The sequence below is a fragment of the Sulfitobacter sp. KMM 9851 genome (genome assembly GCF_057178245.1).
Genome location: NZ_CM169991.1, coordinates 703,990 through 716,600 on the forward strand (window position 1 = coordinate 703,990; position 12,611 = coordinate 716,600).

Sequence of the window (12,611 nt, forward strand, 5' to 3'; positions counted from 1 at the left end):
ATAATCCTGGGCACAGTGGTGGTTGTCGCAAGTCTTCTCCCCCAGGCCAATGCTGTCATGCCGGGTCCAAGCCGTTGCATTGTCACTGATCGAGTGCATAGCGCGCCGGGCCATCGCGTCCCCCACGGGCAGGCGATGGCCCTCACCGACCGGGTGCACCCCCTAGGCGGGTGACCGACGCGGCTACGTCCCAAACCACGCCCCCTTGATCCCGCGCAGCCGTTCCCCTATACGCCCCCAGTGGCCTTCATGCGCCACATCAGAATCGTAACGCCGCGTTTGCTCACTCCCGTCGCTGGGGAGCATTTCCGGCAAAAGGAGAAGCGACATGAAACTGAATGAACTTTCCGACAACGAAGGCGCAACAAAACGCCGCAAACGTGTTGGTCGTGGCCCCGGCTCCGGCAAGGGTAAGATGGGTGGCCGTGGTATCAAGGGTCAGAAGTCCCGTTCGGGTGTGGCCATCAATGGCTACGAAGGCGGCCAGATGCCTTTGTACCAGCGCCTGCCAAAGCGTGGCTTTAACAAGCCGAATCGCAAATCCTACGCCGTTGTGAACCTGGGCCTGATCCAGAAATTCATCGACGCCAAGAAAATCGACGCCAAAAAGACCATCGATGGCGCGGCTCTGGTCGCTTCGGGTCTGGTGCGTCGCGAGCTGGACGGTATTCGCGTTCTGGCCAAGGGTGACATCACGTCGAAGATCGACCTGAACGTACACGGCGCGTCCAAATCTGCCATTGAAGCGGTGGAAAAAGCGGGCGGTAAACTGACCGTAGTTGCGTCCAAGGCGGAAGCAGCGGCTGAGTAATGCGGCCTTAAGGCTTGTGAGCGGCGCGTCAGCCGCTTACATATCCTCAAGTTTTCCCTAACGCCGCCCGCCGGAGAACGGCCCGGGCGGCGTTTTAGTAACGAAAGATGAGACCCATAATGGTATCTGCCGTCGAAAATATGGCCGCCAACACCAGCTGGTCCGCATTGGGCAAGGCATCTGACCTGCGCAATCGTATCCTTTACACGCTGGGCCTGCTGATTGTTTATCGGTTGGGCACCTTCATTCCGGTGCCGGGCATCGACGGTGGCGCGCTGCGCGACTTTATGGAAAGCGCGGGGCAGGGGATCGGCGGCATGGTTTCCATGTTCACCGGCGGCGCCCTGGGGCGCATGGGTATTTTTGCCCTCGGCATCATGCCTTACATTTCGGCCTCGATCATTGTTCAGTTGCTGACCTCGATGGTTCCGGCGTTGGAACAGCTCAAAAAAGAGGGCGAGCAGGGCCGCAAGAAGATCAACCAATACACCCGTTTCGGTACTGTCGCGCTTGCCACGCTGCAATCCTACGGTCTCGCCATCAGCCTTCAGGCCGGTGATATCGTGGCCGATGGTCAGATGGGTTTCTCCTTTATTGCGGCCTGTATGATCACACTGGTCGGCGGCACCATGTTCCTGATGTGGCTGGGTGAGCAGATCACTGCGCGCGGCATTGGCAACGGCATTTCGCTGATTATCTTTGTCGGCATCATCGCCGAAGTTCCCGCCGCCATCGCGCAGTTCTTTGCGTCTGGCCGGTCTGGCGCGATCAGCCCTGCGGTAATTGTGGGCGTGCTGGTCATGGTGATCGCGACGATCATGTTCGTGGTCTTTATGGAACGCGCGCTGCGCAAGATTCACATCCAGTATCCCCGCCGTCAGGTTGGTATGAAGATGTACGACGGTGGCTCCAGCCACCTGCCGATCAAGGTCAACCCGGCCGGCGTGATCCCCGCGATCTTTGCCTCGTCGCTGCTGTTGCTGCCGGTGACCGTCAGCACCTTTTCGGGTAATTCCAGCAGCCCTGTAATGTCTTGGCTTCTGGCCAATCTCGGGCCGGGCCAGCCGCTGAACCTGCTGTTCTTCGTCGCGATGATCGTGTTCTTTGCCTATTTCTACACCTTCAACGTCAGCTTTAAACCTGACGACGTTGCCGACAATCTGAAAAACCAAAGCGGCTTTGTCCCCGGCATCCGTCCGGGCAAGAAAACCGCCGAGTACCTGGAATATGTCGTCAACCGCGTGCTTGTGCTGGGCTCTGCCTATCTGGCGGCGGTCTGTATCCTGCCCGAAATCCTGCGCGGCCAGTTCGCCATTCCGTTCTACTTTGGCGGCACGTCGGTTTTGATTGTAGTTTCGGTGACCATGGATACGATCCAACAGGTTCAAAGCCATCTGTTGGCGCATCAATACGAAGGTCTGCTTGAACGGTCGCAATTGCGCGGCAAGGGGGCAGGCAAAGGTACACGCAAGAAACGGAGTCCCGTACGTCGATGAATATAATTCTACTCGGGCCTCCGGGCGCAGGAAAAGGCACGCAAGCGCGTCATCTGGTCGACACCCGCAACATGGTTCAGCTGTCCACCGGTGACATGCTGCGCGATGCCAAGGAAAGCGGCACCGAGATGGGCAAGATGGTCGCGGGCGTGATGGCGCGCGGCGAATTGGTCACCGATGAAATCGTCATCGGGTTGATCAAGGAAAAGCTTCAGGGCGAAAACGGTGGCGGTTTCATCTTTGACGGTTTTCCACGAACGCTGGCCCAGGCTGACGCGCTGGGTGAGTTGATGGCGTCGGAGGGCAAGACCCTTGATGCCGTGATCGAAATGCAGGTCGACGACGAGGCGCTGGTCGCCCGGATCACCGCACGGTCCACATGCGCAAGCTGCGGTGAGGTGTACAACGACAACACCAAGCCGATCCCGGCAGATGGCAAATGCAGCCACTGCGGCGGCACAGAATTCAAACGCCGTGCCGACGACAACGAAGAAAGCCTCAAGACACGGCTGATGGCCTATTACAAGCAGACCTCGCCGCTGATTGGGTATTACTATGCCAAGGACATGCTGCGCAGCGTCAACGGCTTGGGTGCCATCGACGCCGTACGGGGCGAGATCAAGGGCGTGCTCGACAGCTGAGCCGTTTTACGGGTCGCTCTGCCTGATGAAAGGGTAGGGGCGGCTCTGCTCCGTCTTGTCAGATCACCCTCCGGGCGCGCGGGTCGGTCCCCCAATTGGCTGATGTACCGCGGCCCCGCGCAAGCCGGGTTGACGCCCCGCGCAAATCCCCGTAGGCAGCGCTATCTCGAAAGAGAATCAATTTGCGGCCAGGGTAGCGCCCGACCCCGCATGATCACCTGATCAGCTGTAGCCCGATGGCCATAAACGCCTCGGGCTTACGTTGTGAAAAAAGGGTCTGGTATAACGGACCCGCAACGAAAAGGAATTGCACACGTGGCACGTATTGCCGGCGTAAACATCCCGACTGCAAAGCGGGTTCCAATCGCCCTCACATATATCACCGGTATCGGCAACTCGTCGGCGCAAGCCATCTGCGAAGCTGTCGGCATCGACATCTCCCGCCGGGTCAACGAACTGTCGGACGCCGAAGTTCTGGCCGTGCGCGAGCACATCGACGCGAACTACACCGTCGAAGGTGACCTGCGTCGTGACACGCAGATGAACATCAAGCGCCTGATGGACCTTGGCTGCTACCGTGGCCTGCGCCACCGTCGCAACCTGCCTGTCCGTGGTCAGCGTACCCACACCAACGCTCGCACTCGCAAAGGCCCCGCAAAGGCCATTGCTGGTAAGAAGAAATAAGGGAGGGTCTGACAGATGGCACGCGAAAAGACAAAAACCAAGCGTAAGGTCTCCAAGAACATCGCCGCAGGTGTGGCGCATGTAAACTCGAGCTTTAACAATACAAAAATCCTGATCTCGGATGTGCAGGGCAATGCAATCGCATGGTCTTCTGCTGGCACAATGGGTTTCAAGGGGTCGCGCAAATCGACACCTTACGCCGCCCAGATGGCCGCCGAAGATGTGGGCCGCAAGGCACAGGACCACGGCGTGAAGACGCTGGAAGTCGAAGTGCAGGGCCCCGGTTCCGGCCGCGAGTCCGCACTGCGCGCTCTGGCTGCTGCTGGTTTCAACATCACCTCGATCCGTGATGTGACTCCAATGGCGCACAACGGCTGCCGCCCGCCAAAGCGCCGCCGCGTCTAAGGTTATTATTACCCATGGGGCCGCGTATTTTGCGCGGCCCCATACCGCTTTTTAGAAACCTCGAGCGTTTGTGTCATTTGGACATGAGGCACAAACAAGGATGGAGGGACGCATGATCCACAAAAATTGGGCTGAATTGATCAAGCCAACACAGCTTGACGTCAAGCCGGGTAATGACCCGGCCCGTCAGGCAACTGTTGTCGCCGAACCGCTGGAACGCGGCTTTGGTCTGACAATGGGCAACGCGCTGCGTCGCGTGCTGATGTCGTCGCTGCAAGGTGCTGCGATCACATCCGTGCAGATCGACAACGTGCTGCATGAATTCTCCAGCGTTGCTGGTGTGCGTGAAGACGTGACCGACATCATCTTGAACCTCAAGGGCGTCAGCCTGCGTATGGAAGTCGAAGGGCCAAAGCGCCTGTCGATCTCTGCCAAGGGTCCGGGCGTTGTTACCGCTGGTGACATTTCTGAATCCGCAGGGATTGAGATCTTGAACCGCGATCACGTGATCTGCCACCTTGACGATGGTGCCGACGTGTACATGGAACTGACGGTTAACACCGGCAAGGGCTATGTCTCCGCTGACAAGAACAAGCCGGAAGACGCGCCTATCGGGTTGATCCCGATCGACGCGATCTATTCCCCGGTCAAAAAGGTGTCTTATGATGTTCAGCCTACCCGTGAGGGCCAGGTTCTGGATTATGATAAGCTGACCATGAAAGTGGAAACCGACGGGTCGATCACGCCGGATGACGCCGTGGCATTTGCTGCGCGCATTCTGCAAGACCAGTTGGGCATCTTCGTCAACTTCGACGAGCCTGAATCGGCATCCCGTCAGGACGACGACGATGGTCTGGAATTCAACCCGCTGCTGCTCAAGAAAGTGGACGAGTTGGAACTGTCTGTCCGTTCGGCAAACTGCCTGAAGAACGACAATATCGTGTATATTGGCGATCTGATCCAGAAGACCGAAGCCGAAATGCTGCGCACGCCGAACTTTGGCCGCAAATCCTTGAACGAGATCAAGGAAGTGCTGTCGGGCATGGGTCTGCACCTTGGCATGGACGTCGAGGACTGGCCACCGGACAACATCGAAGACCTCGCCAAGAAGTTCGAGGATTCGTTTTAAGAACCACGGTACCGGATACTTTTAAAGTTTCCGGGCCGATTTCTTTTAAAGAAATCGGCGCACCGTTACGACCGGGCGCAAGCCCCAAGGAGAGCCCAAGACACGCATCGCGGGCCAGACAAAGCAAAACCGCCCGTAGAGGGCATCAAATCGGAGACTAAGAAATGCGTCACGCACGTGGATACCGCCGCCTGAACCGTACACATGAACACCGCAAGGCGTTGTTCTCGAACATGGCAGGCTCGCTCATTGAACATGAGCAGATCAAGACAACCTTGCCAAAAGCCAAGGAACTGAAGCCAATCATCGAAAAGATGATCACGCTGGCGAAACGTGGCGATCTGCACGCCCGCCGCCAGGCCGCTTCTAAGTTGAAAGAAGACCAGTATGTCGCGAAACTGTTCGACATTCTGGGCCCACGCTACAAAGACCGCCAGGGTGGTTATGTGCGCGTGTTGAAAGCCGGTTTCCGTTATGGCGACATGGCACCGATGGCGATCATCGAATTTGTTGACCGCGACCGCGACGCCAAAGGCGCTGGCGACAAGGCCCGTCTGGCCGCTGCCGAAGCAGCCGACGAATAAGAATTTTCGCAGTAGCGAGACGGAAAGCCCTGCCATTTGGCGGGGCTTTTTGTTTTTGGCGGCTGCGTTGGTATATTTTCAGTCAAATACAGATGGGGGAGTTGCGCCGCGCGCTGCTGCTGCGCATATCATGGGACATGAAAACATTCCTGATGATCGTGATGATGCTCGCCGCCCCTGCCGCCGCGCAGCAGGTGCCGCAATCGGCGGCGCAGATACAGCTCAGCTTTGCGCCCCTGGTCAAACAGGCGGCGCCTGCGGTGGTGAACATCTATGCCAAGATCATGGCAGAGCCACGCCGCACCCCCCTGCAAACCGATCCGTTCTTTGAACGCTTCTTTCGTGATCCGTTTTCCGAACGCCCCCGTGTGCAGAACTCGCTCGGCTCAGGTGTGATCCTTTCGGCCGATGGTATTGTGGTGTCGAACTATCATGTCGTGGGTATGGCCACGGATATTCGCGTGGTGCTGAACGACCGCCGGGAATTCAGCGCGCATGTGATGCTGAGCGATGCCGAGGCCGACCTGGCGATCCTGAAGCTGGATGATGCAGGCGGCCTGCCGTTCCTGTCGCTGCGCGACAGCGATGCCGTAGAAGTGGGCGAACTGGTGCTGGCCATCGGGAACCCGTTTGGCGTGGGCCAAACTGTCAGCAGCGGGATCGTATCGGGGTTGGCGCGGTCCGGTGCCGCGGGCAACGGGGGGCTGGGTTATTTCATCCAGACCGATGCACCGATCAATCCCGGCAACTCAGGTGGCGCTTTGATTGATGTGCAGGGGCACCTGATCGGGATCAATACGTCGATCCTGACGCGTTCGGGTGGGTCGAACGGCATCGGTTTTGCCATTCCTGCCGATCTGGTTGCGGCCTTTGTCGAACGGGCAAGGGCGGGGGATGCGCAGTTTGCACGCCCGTGGGCCGGCATTTCGGGTCAGCCGGTGGATGCGGATATGGCCGCGCCCTTGGGGCTGGACCGCCCCGGCGGGATCATCGTGTCTGGCCTGCACCCGGCCAGTCCGTTTCTTGCGGCGGGGCTTGCTGTCGGGGATGTGATCACGGCGGTGGATGGCCAGCCGGTGAACACGCCGGCCGAGATGATCTATCGGATGTCGGTGGCCGGTCTGGGCCATAGCGCACAGATCACGCATTTGCGGGGCGGGGTGTCAGACGATGTGATGGTATCGCTGATCGCAGCGCCGGATGTGCCTGACCGCGCCGAGGTGGTGCTGGGCCAGCGATCCGTGCTGCCCGGATTGCGGGTGGCTCGGATCAACCCTGCGGTAATGTCAGAGATGAACCTTCCGCTGGAGAGTGCCGGCATCGTGGTGGTGGACGCAGGGCCCATTGGCCCGCGTGTGGGGCTGCGTGCCGGTGATGTGATCATGGCGCTGAACGATGTGGTGCTCGACGACACCAGCGATCTGGCGGCGCTTCTGTCGGGGCAGGTGCGCCGTATCCACATGGTCGTGCAACGCGGCGACCGCCGTGTTGTCTTGCGGTTTCGGGTCTAGCGCTGTGGTGGATTCTTTTTGACGACGGTACCCCGCCGCCCGACAGCAGCCATCGCCCTTTGGCAGACCGCCTGCGCCCGCGCACATTGGGCGAGGTGATTGGTCAGCGGCAGGTCCTGGGGCCTGATGCGCCGCTGACAGTGATGCTGGCGTCCGGCGCGCTGTCCTCGCTGATCTTCTGGGGGCCACCGGGGGTGGGGAAAACCACGATTGCCCGGTTGTTGGCGGATGAAACCGATCTGCATTTCGTGCAGATCAGCGCGATTTTCAGCGGTGTGCCGGAGTTGCGGAAGGTCTTTGAGGCCGCCAAGATACGCCGCGCCAATGGGCAGGGAACGTTGCTGTTCGTTGACGAAATCCATCGCTTTAACAAGGCGCAGCAGGATGGGTTTCTGCCGCATATGGAGGATGGCACGATCTTGTTGGTGGGTGCCACGACCGAGAACCCGAGTTTCGAGCTGAACGCCGCTGTGCTGAGCCGCTCGCAGGTCCTGGTGCTAGAGCGTCTGCCGCATGACGATCTGGAACTGTTGGCGCAGCGGGCCGAGCAGGAATTGGGTCGTACCCTGCCGCTTGAACCTGAGGCGCGCGCGGCGCTGCTGGAAATGGCCGATGGCGATGGTCGGGCGCTGTTGAACCTGATCGAACAGGTGGCATCCTGGAAAGGCGATGCTGCGCTGGACAAGGCGGGCCTGTCCAAGCGTCTGATGCGGCGCGCGGCGCAATATGACAAGGGCGGCGACAGCCATTACAACCTGATCTCGGCCCTGCATAAATCCATGCGCGGGTCGGACCCCGACGCGGCGCTCTATTGGCTGGCCCGGATGCTGGAGGGCGGCGAAGACCCGCGGTATCTGATGCGGCGCATCACCCGGATGGCGGTCGAAGACGTCGGCCTCGCTGATCCGCAGGCGCAGGCCGTATGCTTGCAGGCCTGGGAAACCTACGAGCGGCTGGGCAGCCCCGAGGGTGAATTGGCCATTGCACAGGCGCTGACCTATCTGGCGCTGGCACCAAAATCCAATGCGACCTATGTCGCCTATAAGGGCGCGCGCAAACTGGCCCGCGACAGCGGGTCCGAGCCGCCGCCGAAACATATTCTGAACGCGCCGACCAAGCTGATGAAGGATCAGGGCTATGGCACCGGCTATGCCTATGACCACGACGCGGAGGACGGGTTTTCGGGACAGAACTACTTTCCTGATGGCATGACGCGCCCGGTGTTATACGCGCCGGTCGAACGCGGGTTTGAACGTGAGCTGAAAAAGCGGCAGGATTACTTTGCCGGGCTGCGGGCCAAGCGCAAAACTTGACTCTGACGCGCCTGCAAGCGATGGGGTGCGGATGATAAAAACACTGATCTTTGTGGCGTTAGGCGGCGCTTTGGGGGCCTGCCTGCGCTTTGGCGTCGGCATCATGCTGGCCTTTCCGCTGGGAACGCTGGCGGTGAATGTGGCGGGCTCGCTGCTGATCGGCATCATTTGGGTGATGCTGACGGACAAGGCGCCGGATCTGTTGCCCTTTGTGATGACAGGGCTGCTGGGCGGATTTACCACTTTTTCAGCGTTTTCACTCGATACCCTGCGACTGGTCGAAGATGGCCGACTGGGGTTTGCAATTTTTTATGTGGCAGCTTCTGTGATCCTTTCACTAGTTGCCTGTTTGCTGGGCCTTTGGCTGGCACGAGGAGTAATGGCATGAGCCGTGTACAAACTGTAACCGTGGCCGAAGGGGATGGCGATCAGCGCCTCGACCGTTGGTTTAAGCGGATGTTCCCCCTGATCAATCAGGGCCATATCGAAAAGATGTGCCGCAAAGGCGAAATTCGTGTTGACGGGGGGCGTGTCAAGGCATCCACGCGGGTGGAAACCGGCCAGCAAATCCGTATCCCACCACTGCCCGAAGGCGAGGCGCCGCCGCCGCCCAAGCGTACGCGGATCACCGATGCCGATGCCAAGATGATCCGCAACTGCGTGATCTATCGCGATGATCATGTTATCGCGCTGAACAAACCTGCCGGTCTGGCCGTGCAGGGCGGTTCTGGTCAATCTGACCGCCATGTTGATGCCCTCTCTGAGGCGCTGATGTTTGATCTGGATGAAAAGCCGCGCCTTGTTCACCGGCTTGATCGTGACACATCCGGCGTGCTGCTGCTGGCGCGGACCCGACTGGCGGCCAAGGCGCTGACGGCGGCGATGCGGCACCGCGAAACCCGCAAGATTTATTGGGCCATCGTCGCCGGGGTGCCGACGCCCTATCTGGGCGAGATCAAATATGGTTTGGTCAAGGCCAGCGGTCACGGCAAGGGCGGCGAGGGCGAAAAGATGATCGCCGTGCATCCGCGCGATATCGATGCGACGCCCGGTGCCAAACGCGCACATAGTCTTTATGCGACATTGTTCCGCGTCGGCTCGCGGGCGGCGTGGATCGCCCTTGAACCGGTGACGGGCCGCACCCACCAGCTGCGCGCGCATATGGCCGAAATTGGTCACCCGATCGTGGGTGATGGCAAATATGGCGGGTCAGGTCAGGAAAACATGGGCGATGGCTGGGGCGCGCAACTTGGGGGGATCATCTCGAAAAAGCTGCATCTGCATGCGCGGATGATGCGTTTTGAGCATCCTCATACCCGCAAGGTGATCACCGTGACGGCGGAACTGCCCGATCACATGGCGAACAGCTGGGATACCTTTGGCTGGACGCCCGATCTGGCTGCCGATGATCCGTTTGAGTCGCTGCAATGATATCACCCTTGCGGCTCGTGATCTTTGATGTCGACGGCACTTTGGTTGATAGCCAGGGCGATATCGTCGCGGCGATGGCGGCGGCGTTTGCGGCGGTAAATGCGCCGCTGCCCGCGCGGGCGCAGCTGCTGTCGATTGTCGGGCTTTCGCTTGATGTGGCGATGCCGGTGCTGGCGCCTGACCTGTCCGCGGTGGACCATGCGACCATGGTCGCGGCCTACAAGGATGCCTATATGACGCTGCGGGCCGAGGTGGGCGTGGCGCAATCGTCACCGCTTTATCCCGGTGCGCTGGCCACCCTGCGCCAATTGCACGCCATCCCCGATGTGCTGCTGGGCATCGCCACGGGCAAATCCAAACGCGGGCTGGACAAGTTGATCGAGGGGCACGGGCTGCATGGCCTATTTGTAACCCAACAAGTCGCGGATTTTCATCCCTCCAAGCCGCATCCGTCGATGATCTTTCAGGCGATGGCCGATGCCGGTGTCAGTGCTGAGAACACCGTGATGGTGGGAGATACTAGTTTTGACATGGATATGGCCGCCGCCGCCGGGGTGCGTGGTATTGGTGTGAACTGGGGCTATCACACGTCAGATAGATTGCAAAACGCAGCGCAGATCATTGACAGCTATGCCGATCTGCCGCTGCTACTGGACGCATTTTGGAGCCTGCCCGCATGAGCGATTGGAAAGCGAAACGTTTCTGGAAAGAGGCAACGGTCGTCGCGTTGGACGACGGGTTTACTGTCGAATTGGACGGGCGCCGCGTGAAAACCCCTGCGAAACGTCCCCTGACCTTGCCGACCCGCGCCATGGCCGATGCTATCGCGGCAGAATGGCAGGCACAGGACGGCGTGATCAAGCCGCAGACCATGCCTGTGACCAAAAGTGCCAACGCCGCAATCGACAAGGTTGCGGTGCAAAAGAACGAGGTGGTGGAGCTGTTGGCCGCGTACGGCGACAGCGATCTGCTGTGTTACCGGGCGGAAAGCCCCGAAGAACTGGTCGCGCGTCAAGCGGCGGTCTGGGGTCCGATGCTGGACTGGGCCGAGAGTGCCCTTGCCGTCCGGCTGGATACCCGCGCGGGCATCATGCATCAGCCCCAATCGCCCGAGGCGCTGGCGACCCTTCACCAGCGTACTGCCGCCCTGACGGATTTCGAACTGGCCGCGTTTCACGATCTGGTCAGCCTCACCGGGTCACTGGTGCTGGGTTTCGCTGCTGCAGAGCAAGTCTTTGATACGCAAGAAATATGGCAGGTTTCGCGGCTGGACGAAGAGTGGCAGGCCGAGCAGTGGGGCCGCGACGACCTTGCCGACGAGCAGGCCGAAATCAAACGGCAGGCGTTTGAGCATGCGGTGGGTTTTTTTCACCTGTGCCGTGCGTCATAGCACATTAGCCACGTTTTGGACGCAATCGGTGCATTCAAGAGGTCGTTTTTGATGAACACGCCCTTGACCTTCAAACGGGAATCCGACCACACTACGATCCATTGAGCAGGGGCAACCCTGCACAAGATCGCCTCCGGTGCCACAAGGTGCCGGTGTAACCGCCCGCAAACGTGGCGGACTATCAGGAAGAGGTAAAAATGAAAAAATCCGTAATTTTTGGCGCGTTGACTGTTGCAGGTCTTGCGGCTGGCGCTGCGGCAGCCGGCACGCTTGACGATGTAAAGGCACGTGGCAAGCTGAACTGTGGTGTGACCACCGGTCTGGCTGGCTTTGCCGCGCCTAACGCCAATGGCGAATGGGAAGGCTTTGACGTGGCAGTATGCCGCGCGGTCGCCGCTGCCGTGCTTGGCGACAAGAACGCCGTGGAATTCGTTCCGACAACTGGCAAAACCCGCTTTACCGCGCTGGCATCGGGCGAGATCGACTTTCTCGCACGTAACACCACATGGACGTTCAGCCGTGACACCGACCTGAAATTCGATTTTGTCGGCGTGAACTACTACGATGGTCAGGGCTTCATGGTGCCAAAGGCGCTGGGTGTATCCTCGGCCAAGGATCTGGACGGCGCGACCGTTTGTATCCAGACCGGTACAACAACCGAGCTGAACCTGGCGGACTTCTTCCGCAAGAACAACATCAGCTATGAGCCGGTTCCAATTGAAACCAACGCCGAAGGCCAGCAGCAGTACCTTGCCGGTGCCTGCGACACCTACACCACCGACGCATCGGGTCTGGCCGCGACGCGCGCCACGTTCGAAAACCCCGGTGACCACGTTCTGCTGCCCGAAATCATCTCGAAAGAGCCGCTGGGCCCGCTGGTCCGTCACGGTGACAACGAATGGGGCGACATCACACGCTGGGTTCTGAACGCCCTGATCGCAGCTGAAGAGCTGGGTGTGACATCGGCCAACATCGAAGAGATGTCCGGCAACACCAACAACCCCGAAGTTGCCCGCCTGTTGGGCACCGAAGGTGAATTGGGTGCGATGATCGGCCTCGATGCCGATTGGGCCAAGCGCGCGATTATGGCCGAAGGCAACTACGGTGAAATCTTTGCCAAGAACATCGGCGAAGAAACACCAATTGGTCTGGCACGTGGCCTGAACGCTCAGTGGACCGACGGCGGTCTGCTTTACACACCACCGTTCCGCTAAAC

General features: G+C 59.7%; 14 protein-coding genes. All 14 read left to right on the forward strand.

The annotated features are described in order from the left end of the window. Positions 1-328: 328 nt before the first annotated feature. The 14 genes from rplO to AC1965_RS03510 all read left to right on the forward strand — a co-directional run bounded on the left by rplO (position 329) and on the right by AC1965_RS03510 (position 12,609). Complete coding sequence (gene rplO, locus AC1965_RS03445; protein WP_483885900.1) at positions 329-811, forward strand: 50S ribosomal protein L15; 483 nt, start codon at positions 329-331, stop codon at positions 809-811. Positions 812-930: 119 nt separating this feature from the next. Next, entirely contained in the window at positions 931-2,307 is a 1,377-nt protein-coding gene (secY, locus tag AC1965_RS03450) for a preprotein translocase subunit SecY (RefSeq protein WP_483885901.1), read from the forward strand. Further along, complete coding sequence (locus AC1965_RS03455; protein WP_483885902.1) at positions 2,304-2,948, forward strand: adenylate kinase; 645 nt, start codon at positions 2,304-2,306, stop codon at positions 2,946-2,948. The genes secY and AC1965_RS03455 overlap by 4 nt, the downstream gene beginning before the upstream one ends. A 315-nt stretch (positions 2,949-3,263) precedes the next feature. Then, on the forward strand, positions 3,264-3,632 hold the full coding sequence (rpsM, locus tag AC1965_RS03460) for a 30S ribosomal protein S13 (RefSeq protein WP_483885903.1): 369 nt from the start codon (positions 3,264-3,266) through the stop codon (positions 3,630-3,632). A 15-nt stretch (positions 3,633-3,647) separates the two neighbouring features. Further along, positions 3,648-4,037, forward strand: a complete 390-nt coding sequence (rpsK, locus tag AC1965_RS03465; RefSeq protein WP_483885904.1) for a 30S ribosomal protein S11 — start codon at positions 3,648-3,650, stop codon at positions 4,035-4,037. 112 nt (positions 4,038-4,149) lie between these two features. Beyond that, on the forward strand, positions 4,150-5,166 hold the full coding sequence (locus AC1965_RS03470; protein WP_483885905.1) for a DNA-directed RNA polymerase subunit alpha: 1,017 nt from the start codon (positions 4,150-4,152) through the stop codon (positions 5,164-5,166). Between the two features lie 164 nt (positions 5,167-5,330). Further along, a complete protein-coding gene (gene rplQ, locus AC1965_RS03475; protein WP_483885906.1) occupies positions 5,331-5,750 on the forward strand; it encodes a 50S ribosomal protein L17 in 420 nt (139 codons plus the stop codon). A gap of 137 nt (positions 5,751-5,887) precedes the next feature. Next, positions 5,888-7,261 carry a trypsin-like peptidase domain-containing protein gene (locus AC1965_RS03480; RefSeq protein WP_483885907.1) on the forward strand — a complete coding sequence of 458 codons (1,374 nt, stop codon included), beginning with the start codon at positions 5,888-5,890 and terminating at the stop codon, positions 7,259-7,261. An 11-nt stretch (positions 7,262-7,272) separates the two neighbouring features. After that, complete coding sequence (locus AC1965_RS03485; RefSeq protein WP_483886975.1) at positions 7,273-8,574, forward strand: replication-associated recombination protein A; 1,302 nt, start codon at positions 7,273-7,275, stop codon at positions 8,572-8,574. A 31-nt stretch (positions 8,575-8,605) separates the two neighbouring features. Next, on the forward strand, positions 8,606-8,962 hold the full coding sequence (gene crcB / locus AC1965_RS03490; RefSeq protein WP_483885908.1) for a fluoride efflux transporter CrcB: 357 nt from the start codon (positions 8,606-8,608) through the stop codon (positions 8,960-8,962). Beyond that, on the forward strand, positions 8,959-10,005 hold the full coding sequence (locus AC1965_RS03495) for an RluA family pseudouridine synthase (protein ID WP_483885909.1): 1,047 nt from the start codon (positions 8,959-8,961) through the stop codon (positions 10,003-10,005). Before crcB ends, AC1965_RS03495 begins: the two co-directional genes overlap by 4 nt. Further along, positions 10,002-10,685, forward strand: coding sequence for an HAD-IA family hydrolase (locus tag AC1965_RS03500; RefSeq protein WP_483885910.1), 684 nt, complete (start codon positions 10,002-10,004; stop codon positions 10,683-10,685). The genes AC1965_RS03495 and AC1965_RS03500 overlap by 4 nt, the downstream gene beginning before the upstream one ends. Then, the gene (locus tag AC1965_RS03505) at positions 10,682-11,395 is read left to right on the forward strand and encodes an ATP12 family chaperone protein (RefSeq protein WP_483885911.1); all 714 of its coding nucleotides are present in this window, start codon (positions 10,682-10,684) and stop codon (positions 11,393-11,395) included. The genes AC1965_RS03500 and AC1965_RS03505 overlap by 4 nt, the downstream gene beginning before the upstream one ends. Before the next feature lie 197 nt (positions 11,396-11,592). After that, positions 11,593-12,609 carry an amino acid ABC transporter substrate-binding protein gene (locus AC1965_RS03510; protein WP_483885912.1) on the forward strand — a complete coding sequence of 339 codons (1,017 nt, stop codon included), beginning with the start codon at positions 11,593-11,595 and terminating at the stop codon, positions 12,607-12,609. The last annotated feature ends 2 nt before the right edge of the window (positions 12,610-12,611 follow it).